The organism is Dorea sp., from assembly GCF_977044405.1.
Genome location: NZ_CDRRQK010000003.1, coordinates 69,311 through 91,287 on the forward strand (window position 1 = coordinate 69,311; position 21,977 = coordinate 91,287).

Genomic DNA, 21,977 nt, shown 5'->3' on the forward strand with positions numbered 1-21,977 from the left:
CATTCGATACACACGGAATAAAAAGCAACCAGGTCTTTCAGTGCATTCGCAGACCTGGTTGCTTTTTATGGAGGTACGGGGTATCTCAAGTGGTGAATGAAACAGCCAATTTAAATACTTCTGGTATAAACCTTCAACCACTCCCGTTCCTCATCACTAAGATGTGGAGCTACAATCTCATAAACCTTTTTATGATACTCATTCAACTGCTCACGTTCCTGATCTGTCAGCATTTCAGGAATGATCGCATCCAGATCGATCGGAACATATGTGATAGGTTCAAAGTACAGGAACTGTCCATATTCATTCTTAGGACCTTTTCTTACGAGAAGTTCATTCTCGGTACGAACACCGTGGCTTCCTTCGATATAGATACCAGGTTCGTCTGTAATTACAAGTCCATCCATCAAAGGAGCCTGTTCTTTTTCACGGATTGCACAACGGAAACCGCAGGAAGCTTCGTGGATGTTCATCAGATATCCGACATCATGTCCGGTGCCGTGGTTAAAGTTGATGCCACGTCTCCATGCTGGCATTCTTGCAAGCACGTCCAGATTATAACCGGTAGTTCCCTCAAGGAATACAGCATGTGCAAGGTTAAAATTACACTGTAATACGGTTGTAAAGTCCTCTTTCATACGCTGTGTGATCTCACCGAATGCAAAAGTACGGCTGATGTCAGTAGAACCTTCCAGATATCCTCCACCTGTGTCAGACAGGAATAATCCGTTCTGTGTAACTGGAATATCGGTTTCCGGAGTTGGTTCATAGTGGACGATCGCACCGTGTTCACCGGATGCGCAGATAGGTTCAAAGCTCTGCCATAAGTATCCTTCCTGTTCTTTACGGAATGATTCCAGTTTTGCGGCAGCACTAAGCTCTGTAATCTCAATTTTACCAATGTTGGTCTTCAGCCAGTACATCCATTTTGTCATGGCTACAGCATCTTTTTTATGAGCATTGATGATGTTCTTGATCTCGACGTCATTTTTCTTTGCCTTCATTGCAATTGTAGGGTTTACCTGCTTTACAACTTTTGCACCGTCCGGAATATTGTTGAACAGTGCATAGTTCAGACGGTTCGGGTCTACCAGAACAGTAGATGCAGTATCTAAGTTCTTAAGATCTTCATAGATTGCGTTGTATGGATGGACAGTGATGTTGTTCTTTGCAAGAGCAGCTTTCATCTCGTCATTTAATTTACGCTCATCGATGTAAAGTTTCATCTCGTTCATTGTGATGACCGCATAAGACAGTAATAATGGGAAGAAATCCACATCGTCTCCACGCAAGTTTGTAATCCAGCATACATCGTCAAGTGCTGCAATTACATGTACATCGGCGCCGGCAGCTTTCATAGCTTCGCGGACACGTGCAAGTTTGCTTTCTGTGCTTTCACCTGTATATTCTTCGCCAAGTGCAAAAGCAGGTTTTTCAGAAAGAGAAGGACGGTCGGTCCATACTTTACCAACCAGATCTTCAGAATAATTGATCTTTGCATGCTTAGATGCAGCAGCCTCTTCCAGAGCGGCACCTTCTTCGATAGCAACGACACGGCCGTCGAATCCAAGAGTACCACCTTCCGGCAGGGCGGAAGCGATAAATTCTTCTACTGTAGGAACACCCGGTTCTCCCATTTTGAAAAGTTTCACACCGGTTCCGGCTAACTGCTGGTCGGCCTGAAGAAAATATCTGCCGTCTGTCCAAAGCCCGGCTTCGTCTTTTGTAAATACGGCAGTTCCCGCAGAACCTGTAAATCCTGTAATATATTCTCTCACTTTGAAATGATCGCCGACATATTCACTCTGATGAAAATCATCAGTAGGAACCATGTAGACATCATATCCTCGTTCTTCCATTAATACGCGAAGAGCGGAGATTCTTTCTGGTATATTCATAATAAAAACCTCCTTATAATGAATTGATAGTTACTGTAACATTTGCAGCAAAGCGATAAGAGTTTCGCAACTGGGTAAACAGTAACGAGTGATATACCTTCAAATAACAATTCTATCACAACTGATTGAAAATGAACAGAAATAATTATATGATGTAAGTGTCAAAAGGATAGCATCATACGGAATTTTCAGTTCAGAAAATTCCTACCAGTGAACATATGCCTTTACAGATAAGCAATTTATATTTATTGACAGGCTGAACAATGAAAAGGAGAAAATATTACGTGAAAATAGTATGGATGATAATAGTACTGGCAGCTATATTTGGAGTATACTGCCTGATTGAGATAAGACGGGAACTAAAGGATTTTCATGTGACAACATATCAGATATCATCACCTGAACTGGATAAAATGACAGGTACCGGAAAAGTTATTTTCCTCAGTGATCTGCATAACCGGGTATATGGAAAAGACAATGAAAAATTATGGAAAAAGATTGTAGAAAACAATCCGGATCTGATCTTGATCGGAGGGGATATGCTGGTACGTAAGGATGGGACTTCTTATAAAGAAACGCTGCATTTTTTAAGAAGACTTCCTGAAATCTGTCCGGTATATTATGCGAATGGCAATCATGAGCAGAAGTTAAAAGAAAAACCGGAATGTTACAAACAGTCTTATAAAACATACAAAAGTGAACTTGAAAAAGCAGGAATCCACATGCTTGAGAATGCTTCCGTGAAAGTGATGTTAAAAGGACAGAAACTTACACTGACCGGACTTGAAATACCGTTATGGGCGTATGCGCGTTTTGGTAAAAAGGCACTTCCGGAAGAAGAAATTACGGAAAAGATTGGAAAACCAGACGGAAACTATCAGGTGCTGCTTGCACATCACCCGGGATATATAAAAGAATACGTTCACTGGGGTGCGGATCTGACTCTTAGCGGGCATTACCATGGATGTGTGGTACAGCTTCCGAAAATTGGCGGCGTGATCGCTCCGAATTTTACACTTTTTCCAAAATATTCAGGGGGAATTTACCATGAAAAGGATAGTACTGTGGTAGTAAGCAGAGGACTTGGCACACATTCCGTTCCGATAAGACTCTGGAACTGGCCGGAGCTGATCGTATTGGAATTAAAATCGTCATAGAGTTACTATTTGCACAGCATGTGAACAGTAACTCTATAGAGAAAAGAGAGGAAAATCCTTGAGTAATTCTGGTATCTCCTGTATAATATTTAGGTCGTCAAAGCGTTGTAAGAATGTGATGTGAAATGTAAGAATAAGAGGTCTTGCTGCTACAGTTTGTACAGCATATAAACAGCAGTATTTTACGCAGATTTGACAGTTGGAGGATATATATGGGGATTCCGGTAAAACTGCAGGTGTTTGAAGGTCCACTGGATCTGTTGCTGCATTTGATTGAAAAAAATAAAATAGATATATATGATATCCCGATCGTAGAGATCACGAACCAGTATATGGAGTACATAAGAGCCATGCAAAAAGAAGACATGAACATCATGAGTGAGTTCCTTGTCATGGCAGCGACGCTTCTGGACATCAAGTGCCGGATGCTTCTTCCAAAAGAAGTCAATGAAGAAGGAGAAGAAGAAGATCCGCGCCAGGAACTGGTAGAGCAGCTTCTGGAATATAAGATGTACAAGTTCATGTCCTATGAACTGCGGGACCGGGAACTGGATGGTGACCGGGTGATGTATAAAGCATCTACAATCCCGGATGAGGTGAAAAGTTATGTGCCGCCGGTGGATCTGGATGCACTTCTGGGTGATCTGACACTGGTACACCTGAACCGCATTTTCAAAGAGGTCATGAGACGTCAGGAAAATAAACTGGATCCGGTAAGAAGCAAGTTTGGAAAGATTGAAAAAGAAGAAGTGACGCTTCCGGATAAACTTGAATATGTGACAGAATATGCCAGAACACACAGAAAATTCGGCTTCCGGACATTGTTAAAGCGTCAGAGCTCGAAAGTGCAGATCGTGGTTACATTTCTGGCAATTTTGCAGCTTATGAAAGAAGGGGTGATCTTTATAGAACAGGATCAGCCGTTTGATGAGATTATAATCACATCAAAAGTAGAAGCATAATTATAGGATGATAATATGGGAAGATTAAAAATAAAACAGATGGAAGGAATCATCGAATCGATTCTCTTTACGATGGGGGATTCGGTGGAAGTCGGCAAGATTGCAAAAGCAATCGAACAAGATGTAGATACGACCAGAAAATTAATACATAGAATGATGGACAAATATGAATCTGAGGACAGAGGTGTCCGCATTATAGAGCTAGAAGATTCATTTCAGATGTGCACGAAGAAAGAGACGTATGAATATCTGATCCGTGTTGCGACACAGCCAAAAAAGCATGCGCTTACGGATATACTTCTGGAGACGCTTTCGATCATTGCCTATAAGCAGCCGGTAACAAAGCTGGAGATTGAAAAGATCAGGGGAGTAAAATCGGATCACGCAGTGAATAAGCTTGTGGAGTATAATCTTGTCTGTGAAAGAGGAAGACTGGATGCTCCAGGAAAGCCGATTTTATTTGGAACAACGGAAGAATTCTTACGAAGGTTTAGTATCCCGTCCCTGGATGATCTGCCAAGTCCGAATCCGGAACAGGTAGAGACATTTAAGGAAGAAGCAGAGGAAGAAGTGGAATTAAAACTGGATATTTAGAATAAAAGATCATTTTATCATGAGACTGGCATGTATGCCGGGGCTTTTTTGGGGCCTGATGGGAAAACGTACAGAAAGTCTGTGGTAAAGTGATTTTTTTATTGTCTGCGACATATGTTTTTATGACGGAAGTCTTTGGAGTGCAGATATGGACAGAGAGAAGATAACAGGACTACTCATGAAAGAAAAATATCCGGGAATCCATAAAAACGGCAAAAGAATGAGAAGGCTAGTTCTGACATTATTATGGCTGCTGATAGTGGGTACAGTTGCTTCCTATAGCGGATATCAGCAGCAAAAAGAGCAGGCGGCAGATGTTGATATTAACACAGAAGAAGCAGTAAAAGAAATAGTAAAAGAAATAGAAAAAGAAACGACCGTGCAGGCACAAAGAACTACCAGGAAGTTTGAAGATGAACCAGATCAGCTCTATGCCAGGTCAGCGGTGCTTCTGGATGGGAAAAGCGGAAGAGTGCTGTATGGAAAAGAAGCAGATACGATCCGTCCGATGGCAAGCACAACGAAGATAATGACCTGTATTCTGGCACTTGAATTCCTAAAGGAGCACCCGGATCAGATCATAACGGTATCCAAAGAGGCGGCAGCGCAGCCGAAAGTACATCTGGGAATGCAGGAGGGAGAAAAGTATTATCTGCAGGATTTGTTATATTCGCTGATGCTGGAATCACATAATGACAGTGCAGTCGCTGTGGCAGAAGGGGTTGCAGGAAGTGTAGCGCAATTTGCACAGATGATGAATCAAAAAGCAAGGGCACTTGGATGCAAGAATACACATTTTATCACTCCGAACGGACTGGATGCAAAGGATGATACAGGAATCCATGCGACGACTGCAAGAGAACTGGCGTTAATTATGCGGTACTGTATGACACAGTCGGAAGCAAGTGGGGAATTTCTTACGATTACCGGTACCAGAAGTTATCAGTTCCAGGATGTGGATCAGAAAAGGAACTTTTCATGCCGGAATCACAATGCATTTCTGGATATGATGGAAGGTGCAGTCAGCGGAAAAACAGGATTTACAGGGGATGCCGGATACTGTTATGTAGGGGCGGTGATAAGGGATGACCGGGTGTTCATCGTATCACTTCTGGCATGTGGATGGCCGGGTAACAAAGGATACAAATGGAAAGATACGATGCAGCTGATGCAATATGGCATAGAGCATTATCAGTATAAAGAGACCGAACCGGAAAAGACAGAAGACCTTCCGTGTCTTGCGGTACTGGATGGCTTTGATGCATGCAGACCATATTGCAGCAGCGTAAATGTTCCGCTGGAGATAGAAGAGAATGGACAGCAGACACATATCCTGATGCGGGACGGAGAAAGAATTGAAAAAAATGTTACGATACAGGAGAAAAAGAAGGCACCTGTAAAAAAGGGAATGGTAATGGGAAATGTTTCGTATGAACTGGACGGAGAAGAAATCTGCAGTTATAAAGTGACAGCAGGAAAGACAGTACCGGAAAGGACGTATGGAAAGATACTTGGTGTTATTCTGGAAAAAGCGAGTCTGTATTGACGAAAGACGGAAGAGTGTGGTATGTTAGACATATCTGAAAAAGACAGGTATTCTGATTACGATTCTGTAAAATAATCCAAAGAAAATCAGTGTGAGGGACAAAATTAATATTGACATTCGAAGGGAAGTATAATACTATATTAACCAGAAGACGAACACCCGTTCGGTGAACGAAAAAGGAGAATAACTATGGCAAGTGAAGATAAGAAACGCGCATTAGATGCAGCGATTGCAAAATTGGAGAAAGATTTTGGTAAAGGAACAGTTATGCGTCTTGGAGATCCGGCCGCACAGGTAGCAGTGGAGACAATCCCGACAGGATCACTGAGTCTGGATCTGGCACTGGGGCTCGGAGGAGTTCCGAAGGGACGTATCGTTGAGATCTACGGACCGGAATCCAGTGGTAAGACAACGGTAGCATTACATATGATCGCAGAAGTACAGAAGAGAGGCGGAATTGCCGGATTTATCGATGCAGAGCATGCACTGGATCCTGTATATGCCAAGAATATCGGAGTGGATATTGATGAGCTTTATATTTCCCAGCCAGACAGCGGGGATCAGGCACTTGAGATTACTGAGACAATGGTAAGATCGGGAGCGATGGATATTATCGTAGTTGACTCTGTTGCAGCACTGGTTCCAAAGCAGGAGATCGAAGGAGATATGGGAGACAGCCATGTGGGTCTTCAGGCACGTCTGATGTCTCAGGCACTGCGTAAGCTGACTCCGGTTATCAGTAAGTCTAACTGTGTAGTCATCTTTATCAACCAGCTGCGTGAAAAAGTAGGTGTAATGTTCGGTAATCCGGAGACAACAACTGGTGGACGTGCGCTGAAGTTCTACTCATCTGTACGTATGGATGTCAGAAGAATCGAGACATTGAAGCAGAGCGGAGAGATGGTAGGTAACAGAACCAGAGTAAAGATCGTAAAGAATAAGATTGCTCCTCCGTTTAAAGAGGCTGAATTTGATATCATGTTTGGAAAGGGAATTTCAAAAGAGGGTGATATCCTGGATCTTGCAGTGAAGTGTGACCTGGTAAGTAAAAGTGGTGCATGGTTTGCCTATAACGGTGATAAGATTGGTCAGGGACGTGAGAATGCAAAGACTTATCTGTCCGAACATCCGGAGATCATGGATGAACTGGAACAGAAGATCCGTGCACATTATCATATCGGAGAAGATTCGGAAGAGGCACAGGAAGAAAGTGCTAAGACAGCAGAAGGCATGACAACAGACGGAGAAGAATAAAAAGATGATGACGGTGAGTAAGATAGAACCACTGTCAAAAAGCAGATATAAAGTATTCATAGAAGGACAGTTCGCTTTTACATTATATAAGGGTGAACTGTCCCGTTATCATATAGCGGAAGATAATAGGATAGATGAGGAAGTATATGACATTTTAAGGAAACTTGTTATTAAAAGAGCGAAGCTCCGGGCAATGCATCTGCTTTCTGATATGGGACGTACCGAATCGCAGCTGCGTACCAAACTGAAGCAGGGTGGCTATCCGGATGAGGCGGTAGAAGAAGCAATCAGATATGTAAAATCTTTTGGCTATATTAATGATGCGGAATATGTAAGGAGCTTTATTGACAGCAGAAAAGAGAAAAAAAGTAAAAAAGAAATCTACGCAGCTCTGAAGCAAAAAGGAGTAGATTCAGACATTATCGAACAGGTTTTTGAAGAAATGGATTACGGAGAGGAAGATTCCAGACAGGCGATCGAAGCACTGATGAGAAAAAGAAATTATAATCCAGATAGCGCAGACCTCAAAGAAAAGCAGAAGCTGATGGGATATCTGATGAGAAAAGGATTCCGATACGAAGATGTAAATTCCGTGCTGAACAGCGCAGATTCAGACATTTGGTAATGTCGACCAAAAGTGCGTGTAATATTGTCGCAAGTTTGCGAGTGAAAGCTTGACATATTTGTGAAAAAAGTATAAAATTGAACTGTTGTAATCGTACAATGAAAATTAAATAAGGAGGTGCTCCTGTGCCGATAGGAATATTGATTGTTGTAGCAATCGTACTTATCGTTCTGGCCGCTGTAGTCAGTCATTTTATGACGGTCTCAACTCTGAAGAATAATGCAGAATCCAAGATTGGTAATGCAGAGACAAGGGCGAGAGAAATCATTGATGATGCCGTGAAGACAGCGGAGGCCAAAAAGAAGGAGTCTCTTTTGGAAATCAAGGAAGAGTCTATTAAGAACAAGAATGAACTTGAAAAAGAGACTAAGGAACGCAGATCGGAATTGCAGCGTTACGAGAAGCGTGTACTTTCCAAAGAGGAAGCTTTAGACAAAAAGTCAGAGGCCATTGAAAGACGAGAAGCAGGATTTGCAGCAAAAGAAGAAGAACTGAAGCAGCGTGAAGCGAAAGTAGAAGAGCTGAGTCAGCAAAGAGTACAGGAACTAGAAAGAATCTCAGGACTTACCTCCGAACAGGCAAAAGAATATTTGTTAAAAACTGTTGAAGAAGATGTAAAACATGACACTGCAAAGATGATCAAAGAATTAGAAGCGCAGGCAAAGGAAGAGGCAGATAAAAAGGCAAAAGAATATGTTGTCACTGCGATCCAGAGATGTGCGGCAGATCATGTTGCGGAAACTACAATTTCGGTTGTACAGCTTCCAAGTGATGAAATGAAAGGAAGAATTATCGGACGTGAAGGACGTAACATCCGTACGTTAGAGACACTGACAGGTGTTGAACTCATCATTGATGATACACCGGAAGCGGTTGTATTATCAGGATTTGATCCGATAAGAAGAGAAGTTGCAAGAATTGCGCTGGAGAAGCTGATTGTTGACGGACGTATTCATCCGGCAAGAATTGAGGAGATGGTAGAAAAAGCGCAAAAAGAAGTTGATACGATGATCCGTGAAGAAGGTGAAGCTGCAGCTCTTGAAGTTGGAGTTCACGGAATCCATCCGGAACTGATCAAGCTTCTGGGACGTATGAAGTTCAGAACAAGCTACGGACAGAATGCACTGAAGCATTCGATTGAAGTGGCACAGCTTTCCGGACTTCTGGCAGGAGAGATCGGACTGGATGTCAGACTTGCAAAACGTGCAGGTCTTCTCCACGATATCGGAAAATCCATCGATCATGATGTGGAAGGATCACATATTCAGATTGGTGTGGATCTTTGTAGAAAGTACAAAGAGTCAGCTACAGTTATCAATGCTGTAGAAGCACATCACGGTGACGTAGAACCGGAAACTCTGATTGCGTGTGTTGTACAGGCTGCAGACACGATTTCGGCAGCAAGGCCGGGCGCAAGAAGAGAAACATTAGAAACATACACAAACAGGTTAAAACAATTAGAAGATATCACCAACCAGTTCAAGGGTGTTGATAAGTCTTTTGCAATTCAGGCAGGTAGAGAGATTCGTGTTATGGTAGTTCCAGAACAAGTATCTGATGCAGATATGGTATTGCTGGCAAGAGATATTGCAAAACAGATTGAGTTTGAATTAGAATATCCAGGCCAGATTAAAGTTAATGTAATTCGTGAATCACGTGTTACGGACTACGCCAAGTAGAAGATAAAATAAAGAACCGGTTGTTGCAGCCGGTTCTTTTTGCGTGCCAAAGCATGCAGGAGAAGCTGCCGGTGGCAGGTTCTCTGTATACCTAAGTATGCAGAATCATACATAAAAAGGAGATTATGAAAAGATGAGTGAAGATGTAAAACGTATGGGAAGAGACCTGGCTTATCAGGGAACAATTTTAAAAGTATACAAAGATCATATGAAATTTTCGAATGGAAATACAGCAGAGTGGGATTTTATCCATCATGACGGAGCTGCAGCAGTTATCCCAATCATGGACGACGGAAAGATCCTGATGGTAAAACAGTACCGGAATGCACTGGAGAGAGATACACTTGAGATCCCGGCAGGAAAGTTAGATGATCCACAGGAAGAAGGAATTGTATGTGCTTCAAGGGAACTGGAGGAAGAGACAGGATACAGATCTGAGAATCTGGAATGGATGCTTACTATCCGTACAACCGTTGCATTCTGCGACGAAAGAATTGAAGTATTTGTTGCGAGAGATCTGATTCCGAGCAAACAGCATCTGGATGAAGATGAATTCGTTGATGTAAAAGCATATGAACTGGAAGAATTAAAACAGATGATCTTTGAAGGCAAGATCCAGGATTCGAAGACAATGGCAGCAATCCTGGCATACGAATCAAAATATATCCGCAAGTAAAAGCATATCTGAAACGTGAACACATATAATGAACTATGGCCGCGAAAGGAGAATACCGGACGTGAAAAAGTTAAGCATGAAAAATTATGTGTTTGCGGTAGGAATTGCAGGATTTCTGGCAGGAAGTGTGTGCGTGAATCTGTGGATGAAAGAGTACATATGGGACATAGGGATATTTCATGAATTCTTTCTGGAACAGTATCAGCAGATGGACATACGCACAGAAGCATATTTGTGGTATCTGATAAAAGTCAGAAGCATTCCGCTTGTGATCCTGGCGGCGGTGTCCGGTAGCAGATACAAAAAAGCGGCTGTTCTGTTAAGCATATTGTGGGCAGGCTTTTGTGCCGGTATGGTATTATGCACAGCGATTGCCAGGCTGCAGCTAAAAGGAATCGTTCTGTGTCTGGTCGCACTGGTGCCGCACGGTCTGCTGTATGCGGCAGGGTATCTGTTGTTGTTCCGGTATATGCTGGGATATCCATTGGTCCGCTGGCAGATACAAAAGACTGTAAAATTAGTATTGATCATGAGTGTGGGTGTGCTGATGGAATATTATGTGAATCCGGTTATCGTTCACATGTTTTTAAAATCGTTATAATAAATGAAAGCAGTGTTTTAATGTATTGATTTATATTAGAACACTGCTTTTTTGATGCCTAAGTATGCAAGTAGAAGTTCAGGCGCAGAAGGCAGAGAGAAAAAAGTACAATCTGACTGACCAGAAGACCAATCAGATATCCAAGAATTCCAAACTGCGGGATAAAGAGGAATACCCCTGCAATCCGGATACAAAGGCTGATAAAATTAGCAGAAAAAGAAAAAAATGTCTTGCCGAGACCGTTTACCATACTGAGAAGTACTGTGTTTGTATACAGGAACGGACAGATCCAGGAAAGTGTAAGAATAAACTGACCGGCAAGTTCACTGTGGAATAAAAATATGCCAAGCCATTTTCCGGATAAAAGCAGAAGAACACCAAAAGCACTTCCAAGAAAGATACAATAACAGGTAACACGTACGATGACAGAACGAAGATTTTTTTGATGCTGTGCGGCTTGCATCTCGGCAACGGTTGGAAGGAGCATGGAAGAAACTGCATTGGTAATGGCAGAAGGGAAGAGAATACAAGGCAGTGCCATACCGGTAAGTACGCCATAGATTTTCAGGGATTCTGAGACGGAAAGTCCATAATATTGCAGGCAAAGAGGAATGGATACTGCCTCGGCACTCTGGAGAATGTTCAAAAGGACACGACTGGTTGTAAGTGGCAGGGCATGTTTAAAGAGCTCCTGAAAATGAATCAGAAAAGAATGGACAGAAAGAGCCGGGGACGGGATGCGAAATGTGATGCCATATATTGCCATAAGTGAATAAAGAGATGCAAAGATTTCTCCGGCAGCAAGACCTGCAACAGCAAGTACGATTGACACAGAGATTCCCTGTTTATCTGCATAAAGATAAACGAGAAACACGAACAGAACACGGAAGGCCTGCTCTATAAGCTGAGAGACCGCAGGAATTTTCGTCCCCTTAAGACCGAGGGAATATCCGCAGATACAGCTGTGAATAGAAGCGAATGGAAAAGCATAGGACAAAAGGATAAGAAGGGAAGTACACCGGGCATCGTGCAGCAGGACAGTCGATATAGTGGCTGAATGATGCTGTAAAAATACGGCAATAATACAGGAAAGAGTAAAAGTAAAAAGAAGACTTGTCTTTAAAAGCTCTTTTGCTTTATCTACTTCTCCGCAGGCAGTGTGTCTGGCAACACATCTGGAAAGTGCCAGCTGCACACCAGCACAGGACAAGGAAAATCCGAGAGTATAGACAGGAAAGACGAGCTGATAGAGCCCGACATTTTCCTCTCCGAATGTATGACTTAGAAAAATACGGTAAAAAAAGCCTATAAAACGGGTGCAGAAACTGGTAAGAGTCAGGATGGCGGTTCCTCTGATCAGAGTCTGTTTCTGGGACATAATAAGCACCTCCAAAAAACAGGATTGTATCTTTATAAGTTATTCAAGATAAGTGCTTGACAGAACCAGAAAGCAGTGATATTCTACAGAAGTAAAAATCCTAGTAAAATACTGGGGATTAAAAGAGGTGATAAGATGAAACTTTCCACGAAGGGAAGATATGGACTGCGTGCCATGATAGATCTTGCCAGATATAGTGAGAAAGAGCCTGTGTCTATCGGAAGCGTTGCGGCAAGACAGGAAATATCGGAACGGTATCTGGAACAGCTGGTGGCACTTCTTAAGAAAGCAGGACTGGTAAAAAGCATCCGGGGAGCCTCAGGTGGATATGTATTGGCAAAAGTGCCGGAGGAAATATCCGTTGGCGATATTTTAAGAGCTTTAGAAGGAAGCCTGGAACCGGTAAAATGTGCAGCATTTGACGCGGATTCCGGAGAAGGCTGTATGGCATCGGATGGATGCGTGACAAAATATGTGTGGCGCAAGATCAATGACAGTATCAATGATACGGTTAATAAGATCAAACTGGACGAACTGATCCAGGAGAGCAAAAGCATCAATCCGGACGGGGACTGCGAGAGCCCGAAATGCAGCCAGTAATAAAAAAGACAATATCTGATAATCAGTAAAATACAGGATATATAAGGAAAACGGAGGAGATAAAATGAGTAAATTATTATATCTTGATAATGCAGCAACAACAAAAACAGCACCAGAAGTTGTAGAAGCAATGCTTCCATATTTTACAGAGCATTTTGGAAATCCATCCAGCGTATACAGCTTTGCGGCAGCAAACAAAGAGGTCATCAACAAACAGAGAGATACAATCGCAGAGATGATCGGCGCAAAGACAAATGAAATTTATTTCACAGGCGGCGGTTCTGAGTCTGATAACTGGGCTTTAAAAGCAACTGCAGAAGCTTATGGAAATAAAGGAAATCATATTATCACAACAAAGATCGAGCATCATGCGATCCTTCATACAGCTGAATATCTGGAAAAACGTGGATTTGAGGTTACTTATCTGGACGTAGATGAAGACGGAAAAGTAAAACTGGATGATTTGAAAGCAGCTATCCGCCCAACTACAATCCTGATCTCGGTTATGTTTGCAAATAATGAGATCGGAACAATCCAGCCAATCAAAGAAATCGGTGAGATTGCACATGAGCATGGTATTTTGTTCCACACAGATGCTGTACAGGCGTTTGGACAGCTCCCAATCAATGTAGACGAATGTCATATCGATATGTTAAGTGCCAGCGGACATAAGTTCAACGGACCAAAGGGAATCGGTATCATGTACATCCGTACAGGTGTGAAGATCCGTTCATTCATTCATGGTGGGGCACAGGAGAGAAAACGTCGTGCAGGTACAGAAAATGTTCCTGGAATCGTAGGAATCGGAACAGCTGCAAAACGTGCGGCAGACAGCATGGAAGAAAGAACAGCAAAAGAAAGAGAAGTCAGAGATTATCTGATTGACAGAGTATTAAATGAGATTCCTTACTGCCGTCTGAACGGACACAGAACAGACAGACTTCCAAACAATGCAAACTTCAGCTTCCAGTTTGTAGAAGGAGAATCCCTCCTGATCAAACTGGACATGAAAGGAATCTGTGGATCAAGCGGATCTGCTTGTACATCAGGATCACTGGATCCGTCCCATGTCCTGCTTGCAATCGGACTGCCTCATGAGATCGCACACGGATCGCTGAGACTGACTCTGAATGAAGAAATCGAAAAAGAAGATATTGATTATGTAGTAGAGAATCTGAAAGAGATTGTAGCACATTTAAGAGAAATGTCACCTCTGTACGAAGACTTCATTAAAAAACAGAAAAAACAGGGATAGAATTAATCAGATTTTTAATCAGAAAACTGATACAGAACATTTAGATAAAAAGACGTAAAAAGGAGTAATTAAGATATGTATTCAGAAAAGGTAATGGATCATTTTGAACATCCAAGAAATGTAGGAGAGATTGAAAACGCCAGTGGTGTTGGAACAGTAGGTAATGCAAAATGTGGAGATATCATGAGAATCTACCTTGATATCGATGAAAACCAGATCATTCAGGATGTAAAATTCAAAACATTCGGATGTGGGGCAGCCGTTGCAACAAGTAGTATGGCTACAGAGATGGTAAAAGGAAAAACCATCCAGGAAGCAATGGAAGTTACTAATAAAGCCGTTATGGAAGCTCTGGATGGACTTCCGCCGGTAAAAGTACACTGTTCCCTTCTTGCAGAAGAGGCAATTCATGCAGCTCTGTGGGACTATGCAGAAAAACACGATATCAAGATTGAAGGACTTCAGAAACCAAAATCTGATATTCACGAAGGTGAAGAGGAAGAAGAGGACGAGTATTAAGCCGGAGACTTTATATGGAGAAGAAAAAAGTAGTAGTCGGGATGTCTGGAGGAGTTGACTCCTCCGTGGCAGCCTGGCTTTTAAAAAATCAGGGATATGACGTAATCGGAGTAACGATGCAGATCTGGCAGGATGAAGAAGAAGCCGCGATGGAAGAACATGGCGGCTGTTGTGGTCTCAGTGCCGTAGATGATGCAAGAAGAGTGGCAGCAGCGCTCGAGATTCCTTATTATGTCATGAATTTTAAAAAAGAATTTAAGGAAAATGTCATTGATTATTTTATCGATGACTATCTGCACGGAAGAACACCGAATCCGTGTATCGCCTGCAACCGTTACGTAAAATGGGAATCACTGTTAAAGAGAAGTCTGGACATCGGTGCACAATATATTGCAACCGGACATTATGCCAGAGTAGAAAAACTGCCAAACGGAAGATATGCGATCCGTAATTCGGCAACTGCAGCAAAAGACCAGACTTATGCGCTTTATAATCTTACCCAGGATCAGCTTTCCAAGACACTGATGCCTGTAGGAGAATATACCAAAGACCAGATCCGTAAGATGGCAGACGAGATCGGGCTTCTTGTTGCGCATAAGCCGGACAGCCAGGATATCTGTTTCGTATCCGACGGAGATTATGCTTCTTATATTGAAGAAAATTCCGATGCAAAGATTGTGCCGGGAAATTTTGTGTTGTCTGATGGAACGGTCGTAGGAAAACATAAAGGAATCATTCATTACACAGTAGGACAGAGAAAAGGCCTTGGCTTATCCCTTGGACATCCTGTATTCGTTCTGGAGATCCGTCCAGAGACCAATGAAGTTGTGGTTGGAACCAATGAAGAATCCATGTCTGTATATGTCCGTGCGAATCAGGTGAATTTCATGACGGTTGAAGATCTTGAAGAGCCAAAAAGAGTATGGGCAAAGATCCGCTACAACCACAGAGGTGCATGGTGCACAGTGGAAAAAACAGGAGACGATGAGATCCTTTGCACATTTGAAGAAACACAAAGAGCAATTACACCTGGACAGGCAGTCGTTCTATATGATGGAGAGTATGTACTCGGCGGCGGAACGATTATTGCAGATAAGTAAAATAATAATTAAAGAGGAAAATCGATGATACAGGCAGATATGCATATGCATTCACATTTTTCAACAGATTCCGAAGCCTGTCCGCACGACATGGCAGAAGCGGCGATCAAGAAAGGTCTCCGTACGATCTGCTTTACCGATCATTTTGACAAGGATGATCTGGAGTGGGGCGAAGAAGGAATCTTTGATGTAGATGCTTATTTTAAAGAACTGTCAAAATTGCAAAAAGAATATGAAGGCAGATTAAAGATCGAAATCGGAGTCGAATTAGGACTTCGCACGTATCTGAAAGAATATTATGAAATACTGACGGGAAGATATCCGTTTGACTTTATCATAGGCTCTGTTCATAATGCGCCGTATAAAAAAGATGCGGCGGGAAAAGATATATTTACCGATCCGGCAGCTGAGAAAATGTTCCAGGGCAGAAGCGATAAAGAAGCATACCGTCTGATGATGGAGGCGATACTGGAAAATGTCAGATGTATGGACTGTTTTGACACACTGGGACACCTGGATTATGTGATCCGCTATGGAAAGAACCGGGAGAGGGATTATTCGTATATGGATCTGGCAGATCTGATTGATGAGATTTTAAAAATCCTGATCCAGAGAGGAAAAGGTTTGGAAGTGAATTCGGCAGGCCTGAAATACGGTCTTCCATATCCACATCCACATCCGGATGTATTAAAACGATACAAAGAACTTGGCGGTGAGATTATTACTATCGGTGCGGATGCGCATAAGCCGGAGCATGTAGCATATGATTTTGCGCAGACAGCAGAGATTTTAAAGTCTTGCGGCTTTAAATTTTATACAGAATTTTGTGAACGGAAGCCGGTTTTTAAGCAACTTACATAAAAATAGGAAAACCTCTTGAAATTTTGTATCAGATAAAGTACAATTATTAGCAGTTGAGAAGTCTTTGAAAAAGAAAGCCCCCAAAAGCTAGGACAAGATTTCACAATTTAGACTGCATAAGTAGTTAATAAACAAACTTTAGGAGGAATTAATCATGGCAGTAAAAGTAGCGATTAATGGATTTGGACGTATTGGACGTCTTGCATTCAGACAGATGTTCGGAGCAGAAGGATATGAAGTTGTAGCAATCAACGACTTAACATCTCCTAAGATGCTTGCTCACCTGTTAAAATATGACTCTTCACAGGGAAAATATGCTTTAGCTGATACTGTAGAAGCAACAGATGATTCTATCATCGTTGACGGAAAAGAAATCAAGATTTACGCAAAGGCTAACGCTGAAGAACTTCCTTGGGGAGAAATCGGTGTAGACGTAGTTCTGGAGTGTACAGGATTCTATACATCTAAAGAAAAAGCATCTGCTCATATCAAAGCAGGAGCTAGAAAAGTTGTTATTTCCGCACCAGCTGGAAACGACCTGCCAACTATCGTATATAACGTAAACCACGAAACTCTGAAACCAGAAGATACAGTAATTTCTGCAGCTTCTTGTACAACAAACTGCCTGGCTCCAATGGCAAAAGCTCTTAACGACCTTGCACCAATCGAGTCTGGTATCATGTGTACAATTCACGCTTACACAGGAGATCAGATGACTCTTGACGGACCACAGAGAAAAGGTGACCTCAGAAGATCCCGTGCAGCTGCAGTCAATATCGTACCAAACAGCACAGGTGCTGCAAAAGCTATCGGTCTTGTTATCCCAGAACTGAACGGAAAGTTAATCGGATCTGCTCAGCGTGTACCAACACCTACAGGATCTACAACAATCCTTACAGCAGTTGTTAAAGGACATGTAACAGTTGATGAAATCAACGCAGCTATGAAAGCAGCTTCTACAGAGTCCTTCGGATACAACACAGATGAAATCGTATCTAGCGACATCGTTGGAATGAGATATGGTTCATTATTCGATGCTACTCAGACAATGGTACTTCCACTGGAAAATGGAACTACAGAGGTTCAGGTTGTTTCTTGGTATGACAATGAAAACTCATACACAAGCCAGATGGTAAGAACAATCAAATACTTCTCTGAATTAGCATAATTTAGAGCATGAATTAAGACTCACAAAGGGTCCGGTCTTATTGGACCGGACCTTTTTTGCAGTTAAAAAATAATTAACCAGGAGGCAGTACTATGCTTAATAAAAAATCTGTAGACGACATTAACGTAAAGGGAAAAAAGGTACTTGTAAGATGTGACTTCAACGTACCACTGATTGATGGAAAGATTACAGACGAGAACCGTCTTGTAGCAGCTCTTCCTACAATCAAAAAATTAATCTCTGATGGCGGAAAGGTTATTCTTTGCTCTCACCTCGGAAAACCAAAGGGACAGCCAGTTCCAGAATTATCTCTTGCACCTGTAGCAGTTCGCCTTTCAGAACTTCTTGGACAGGAAGTAAAATTTGCAGCTGATCCAGAAGTGGTTGGAGAGAATGCAAAAGCTGCAGTAGCTGAGATGAAAGACGGAGATGTAATCCTTCTTGAAAATACTCGTTACAGAGCTGAAGAGACAAAGAATGAAGATGCATTCAGCAAAGATCTCGCTTCTCTTTGTGATGTATTTGTTAATGATGCATTCGGAACAGCACATCGTGCACACTGCTCAAACGTAGGTGTTACAAAATATGTTGACACAGCAGTAGTTGGATACCTTATGCAGAAAGAGATTGACTTCCTCGGAAATGCAGTCAACAATCCGGAAAGACCATTCGTAGCAATCCTTGGTGGAGCAAAAGTTTCAAGCAAGATTTCTGTAATCGAGAACCTTCTTGAAAAAGTAGATACTCTGATCATCGGTGGAGGAATGGCTTATACATTCGCAAAAGCACAGGGCGGTACAGTTGGAAGATCCCTTCTGGAAGAAGATTATTGCCAGTACGCACTTGACATGATCGAGAAAGCAAAAGGAAAAGGAGTAAAACTTCTTCTCCCTGTAGATAACGTAATCGGAGATGACTTCTCTAACGATGCAAATACACAGGTAGTAAAAGCAGGCGAAATCCCAGAAGGATGGGAAGGTCTTGATATCGGACCAGAGACAGCTAAGATTTTCTGCGATGCAGTAAAAGATGCTAAGACAGTTGTATGGAATGGACCAATGGGATGCTTCGAAATGCCTAAATTTGCAAAAGGAACAGAAGCCGTTGCAAAAGCACTTGCAGACACAGAAGCTGTAACAATCATTGGTGGAGGAGACTCTGCAGCAGCAGTTAACCAGTTAGGATATGGAGATAAGATGACACACATCTCAACAGGTGGTGGAGCTTCTCTGGAATTCCTTGAAGGAAAAGAACTGCCGGGAGTTGCAGCAGCCAACGACAAATAAAGTGATGAAAAATGTGTATACACACCAATTGCTGCGTTAGATGAGGCTTGACGTACATAGTACGCCTGCGCCTTATCTGCCTTGCATTTGGCGCGTATCCAGCATTTTTCTGGATACAAAATGATTAAGGAGATTTGGAACAATGGCAAGAAAGAAAATTGTAGCCGGAAACTGGAAAATGAACAAAACTCCAAGTGAAGCAGTAGCTTTAGTTGAAGAATTAAAACCATTAGTAGCTAATGAAGATGTAGACGTAGTATTCTGCGTACCTGCAATCGACATTATCCCTGTAGCAGAAGCTGTTAAGGGAACTAACATCCAGGTTGGTGCTGAGAATATGTACTTTGAAGAAAGCGGAGCATACACAGGAGAAATCTCTCCAGCTATGCTTACAGATGCAGGAGTAAAATACGTTGTTCTTGGACACTCTGAAAGAAGAGAATACTTCGCAGAAACAAACGAGACAGTAAATAAGAAGATGCTCAAAGCTTTCGAGCATGGTATTACACCAATTATGTGCTGTGGAGAGACTCTGGAGCAGAGAGAACAGGGTGTAACAATGGACTTCATCCGTCAGCAGGTGAAAGTTGGATTCCAGAATGTAACAGCTGATCAGGCTAAAACAGCAGTGATCGCTTACGAGCCAATCTGGGCTATCGGAACAGGTAAGACAGCTACTACAGAGCAGGCTGAAGAAGTTTGTGCTGGTATCCGTGCATGCATCGCAGAAGTATATGATGAAGCTACAGCAGAAGCTATCCGTATCCAGTACGGTGGATCTGTAAACGCTGGAAATGCAGCAGAGTTATTTGCTCAGGCTGATATCGATGGCGGACTTGTAGGTGGAGCATCTCTGAAAGCTGATTTCGGTAAGATTGTCAACTACAAATAGAAAATAAGTATAAAAGAATATACTTATGACTTTGAGAACCTGCAGCCTTAACGCTAAAGGGTTGATAAAAGTAATATCAGCCGCAGGAGGCTTTCGTTTTGACTGCTTCCTGCGGCTTTGTGTTGCAAAAGTGATATCTACAATGATGAAAAGTGATATCAAAAGCGATATATTAAGACGATATATAGACGAAAGGTGATATTAAGAATGAGTAAGAAACCAACAGTACTTATGATCTTAGATGGTTATGGACTGAACGAAAAGACAGAAGGTAACGCAATTGCTATGGCAAAGACACCTGTAATGGATAAGCTGATGGCAGAATATCCATGTGTAAAGGGAAATGCCAGCGGACTTGCAGTAGGTCTTCCGGACGGACAGATGGGTAACTCAGAAGTAGGTCATATGAACATGGGTGCCGGACGTATCATTTATCAGGAACTGACAAAGATTACAAAGGCAATCGAAGATGGCGTATTCTTTGAGAATAAGGCACTTCTTGCAGCATGCGAGAATGCGAAGAAGAATGATTCTGCACTGCATCTGATGGGACTGGTATCTGATGGTGGTGTTCACAGCCACATCGGACATATCTTCGGTCTTCTGGAACTGGCTAAGAGACAGGGACTTGAGAAGGTATATGTACACTGCTTCTTAGATGGCCGTGATACACCACCGGCTTCAGGAAAAGAGTATGTAGAACAGTTAGAAGCTAAGATGAAAGAAATCGGCGTAGGTGAAGTTGCAAGCGTTTCTGGACGTTACTATGCAATGGACCGTGATAACCGCTGGGATCGTGTAGAAAAGGCTTACAAGGCACTTTCTGCAGGCGAAGGCGAGACAGCTGCTTCCGCAACAGAAGGAATCCAGGCTTCTTATGATGCAGATGTAACAGATGAGTTCGTAGTACCATTTGTAGTAACAAAAGACGGAGCTCCGGTTGCAACAATCAAAGAGAATGATTCAGTAGTATTCTTTAACTTCCGTCCTGACAGAGCAAGAGAGCTCACAAGAACATTCTGCGATGACAGCTTTGATGGATTTGAAAGAGGAGACAGAATCAAGACAACATTTGTATGCTTCACAGAATACGATGCTACAATCGAGAACAAACAGGTTGCATTCGTAAAAGAAGAAATTACGAATACATTTGGCGAGTTCCTTGCAAAGAATGGCAAGAAACAGGCCCGTATCGCTGAGACAGAGAAATATGCTCACGTAACATTCTTCTTTAACGGCGGAGTAGAAGAACCAAATGAAGGAGAAGACAGAATCCTTGTCAAATCTCCAAAGGTAGCTACTTACGACTTAAAACCAGAGATGAGTGCATATGAAGTATGTGATAAGCTGGTAGCAGCAATTAAGTCTGATGAATATGATGTAATCGTGATCAACTTCGCAAACCCTGACATGGTAGGACATACAGGTGTAATCGAAGCTGCTGTAAAAGCAATCGAAGCAGTAGATGAGTGCGTAGGAAAAGCTTATGATGCATTAAAAGAAGCTGACGGACAGATGTTCATCTGTGCAGATCACGGAAATGCAGAATACATGATCGATGAAGAGACAAAAGAGCCATTCACAGCACATACAACAAATCCAGTACCATTTATCCTTGTAAATGCAGATCCTGCTTACAAGTTAAAAGAAGGTGGATGCCTTGCGGATATCGCACCTACACTGATTGAACTGATGGGTATGGAACAGCCTGCTGAGATGACAGGAACATCACTTCTTATGAAGTAATATAAATCAAAAGATTATAAATAACCTTGAGATATAGGAGAAGCTGCCTGTATCTTGAGGTTTTTTTATTGCCATGTGTTCGGAAGAAGCTGCCAACGGAAGATCTTTGTAGGTTCCGGGGTCTGTAGATGACAAAGCCGATATTAAAAAACAGACGAGAATTGACAAACTATCTACATG

Annotated in this window: 20 protein-coding genes; 18 read left to right on the forward strand and 2 right to left on the reverse strand. The window is 42.2% G+C overall.

The window, feature by feature from the left end; genetic code table 11:
- Nucleotides 1–110 precede the first annotated feature (110 nt).
- Nucleotides 111–1,898, reverse strand: a complete 1,788-nt coding sequence (locus tag ACWJAF_RS02280) for an aminopeptidase P family N-terminal domain-containing protein (RefSeq protein WP_448861922.1) — start codon at nucleotides 1,896–1,898, stop codon at nucleotides 111–113.
- Nucleotides 1,899–2,182: 284 nt separating this feature from the next.
- Here ACWJAF_RS02280 and ACWJAF_RS02285 point away from each other — a divergent pair, with 284 nt between their 5' ends.
- From ACWJAF_RS02285 to ACWJAF_RS02325, 9 genes are all read left to right on the forward strand, one after another.
- Entirely contained in the window at nucleotides 2,183–3,055 is an 873-nt protein-coding gene (locus ACWJAF_RS02285) for a metallophosphoesterase (protein WP_448861924.1), read from the forward strand.
- A 212-nt stretch (nucleotides 3,056–3,267) separates the two neighbouring features.
- Nucleotides 3,268–4,017 carry a segregation and condensation protein A gene (locus ACWJAF_RS02290; RefSeq protein WP_296029946.1) on the forward strand — a complete coding sequence of 250 codons (750 nt, stop codon included), beginning with the start codon at nucleotides 3,268–3,270 and terminating at the stop codon, nucleotides 4,015–4,017.
- Nucleotides 4,018–4,032: 15 nt separating this feature from the next.
- Nucleotides 4,033–4,611 (forward strand): SMC-Scp complex subunit ScpB, encoded by a 579-nt coding sequence (gene scpB / locus ACWJAF_RS02295; protein ID WP_296029944.1) that lies wholly within the window; start codon nucleotides 4,033–4,035, stop codon nucleotides 4,609–4,611.
- A 148-nt stretch (nucleotides 4,612–4,759) separates the two neighbouring features.
- Complete coding sequence (locus tag ACWJAF_RS02300; RefSeq protein WP_448861926.1) at nucleotides 4,760–6,157, forward strand: D-alanyl-D-alanine carboxypeptidase family protein; 1,398 nt, start codon at nucleotides 4,760–4,762, stop codon at nucleotides 6,155–6,157.
- 189 nt (nucleotides 6,158–6,346) lie between these two features.
- Nucleotides 6,347–7,411: a recombinase RecA gene (recA, locus tag ACWJAF_RS02305; RefSeq protein WP_296029940.1), complete on the forward strand. Its 1,065-nt coding sequence runs from the start codon at nucleotides 6,347–6,349 to the stop codon at nucleotides 7,409–7,411.
- Between the two features lie 7 nt (nucleotides 7,412–7,418).
- On the forward strand, nucleotides 7,419–8,036 hold the full coding sequence (locus tag ACWJAF_RS02310; RefSeq protein WP_296030096.1) for a regulatory protein RecX: 618 nt from the start codon (nucleotides 7,419–7,421) through the stop codon (nucleotides 8,034–8,036).
- A gap of 125 nt (nucleotides 8,037–8,161) precedes the next feature.
- Complete coding sequence (rny, locus tag ACWJAF_RS02315) at nucleotides 8,162–9,715, forward strand: ribonuclease Y (protein WP_448861929.1); 1,554 nt, start codon at nucleotides 8,162–8,164, stop codon at nucleotides 9,713–9,715.
- Between the two features lie 133 nt (nucleotides 9,716–9,848).
- Nucleotides 9,849–10,391 carry an NUDIX hydrolase gene (locus ACWJAF_RS02320; protein WP_296029937.1) on the forward strand — a complete coding sequence of 181 codons (543 nt, stop codon included), beginning with the start codon at nucleotides 9,849–9,851 and terminating at the stop codon, nucleotides 10,389–10,391.
- 61 nt (nucleotides 10,392–10,452) lie between these two features.
- Nucleotides 10,453–10,992, forward strand: a complete 540-nt coding sequence (locus ACWJAF_RS02325; RefSeq protein WP_448861931.1) for a stage II sporulation protein M — start codon at nucleotides 10,453–10,455, stop codon at nucleotides 10,990–10,992.
- A gap of 58 nt (nucleotides 10,993–11,050) precedes the next feature.
- Here ACWJAF_RS02325 and ACWJAF_RS02330 read toward each other — a convergent pair whose 3' ends face one another.
- Nucleotides 11,051–12,370, reverse strand: a complete 1,320-nt coding sequence (locus tag ACWJAF_RS02330; RefSeq protein ID WP_448861933.1) for a polysaccharide biosynthesis protein — start codon at nucleotides 12,368–12,370, stop codon at nucleotides 11,051–11,053.
- Between the two features lie 135 nt (nucleotides 12,371–12,505).
- Here ACWJAF_RS02330 and ACWJAF_RS02335 point away from each other — a divergent pair, with 135 nt between their 5' ends.
- From ACWJAF_RS02335 to gpmI, 9 genes are all read left to right on the forward strand, one after another.
- On the forward strand, nucleotides 12,506–12,970 hold the full coding sequence (locus tag ACWJAF_RS02335) for an RrF2 family transcriptional regulator (RefSeq protein WP_448861935.1): 465 nt from the start codon (nucleotides 12,506–12,508) through the stop codon (nucleotides 12,968–12,970).
- Nucleotides 12,971–13,034: 64 nt separating this feature from the next.
- Entirely contained in the window at nucleotides 13,035–14,225 is a 1,191-nt protein-coding gene (gene nifS / locus ACWJAF_RS02340) for a cysteine desulfurase NifS (protein ID WP_448861937.1), read from the forward strand.
- 75 nt (nucleotides 14,226–14,300) lie between these two features.
- Nucleotides 14,301–14,744, forward strand: coding sequence for a Fe-S cluster assembly scaffold protein NifU (gene nifU, locus ACWJAF_RS02345; RefSeq protein ID WP_296029924.1), 444 nt, complete (start codon nucleotides 14,301–14,303; stop codon nucleotides 14,742–14,744).
- Nucleotides 14,745–14,758: 14 nt separating this feature from the next.
- The gene (gene mnmA, locus ACWJAF_RS02350; protein ID WP_448861938.1) at nucleotides 14,759–15,844 is read left to right on the forward strand and encodes a tRNA 2-thiouridine(34) synthase MnmA; all 1,086 of its coding nucleotides are present in this window, start codon (nucleotides 14,759–14,761) and stop codon (nucleotides 15,842–15,844) included.
- 24 nt (nucleotides 15,845–15,868) lie between these two features.
- On the forward strand, nucleotides 15,869–16,705 hold the full coding sequence (locus tag ACWJAF_RS02355; RefSeq protein WP_296029921.1) for a histidinol-phosphatase HisJ family protein: 837 nt from the start codon (nucleotides 15,869–15,871) through the stop codon (nucleotides 16,703–16,705).
- A gap of 154 nt (nucleotides 16,706–16,859) precedes the next feature.
- A complete protein-coding gene (gene gap / locus ACWJAF_RS02360; RefSeq protein ID WP_118308900.1) occupies nucleotides 16,860–17,873 on the forward strand; it encodes a type I glyceraldehyde-3-phosphate dehydrogenase in 1,014 nt (337 codons plus the stop codon).
- 92 nt (nucleotides 17,874–17,965) lie between these two features.
- Nucleotides 17,966–19,159: a phosphoglycerate kinase gene (locus tag ACWJAF_RS02365; RefSeq protein ID WP_448861941.1), complete on the forward strand. Its 1,194-nt coding sequence runs from the start codon at nucleotides 17,966–17,968 to the stop codon at nucleotides 19,157–19,159.
- Nucleotides 19,160–19,301: 142 nt separating this feature from the next.
- Complete coding sequence (tpiA, locus tag ACWJAF_RS02370; RefSeq protein ID WP_006427595.1) at nucleotides 19,302–20,051, forward strand: triose-phosphate isomerase; 750 nt, start codon at nucleotides 19,302–19,304, stop codon at nucleotides 20,049–20,051.
- A gap of 207 nt (nucleotides 20,052–20,258) precedes the next feature.
- Nucleotides 20,259–21,797: a 2,3-bisphosphoglycerate-independent phosphoglycerate mutase gene (gpmI, locus tag ACWJAF_RS02375; protein WP_448861943.1), complete on the forward strand. Its 1,539-nt coding sequence runs from the start codon at nucleotides 20,259–20,261 to the stop codon at nucleotides 21,795–21,797.
- Nucleotides 21,798–21,977: the final 180 nt, after the last annotated feature.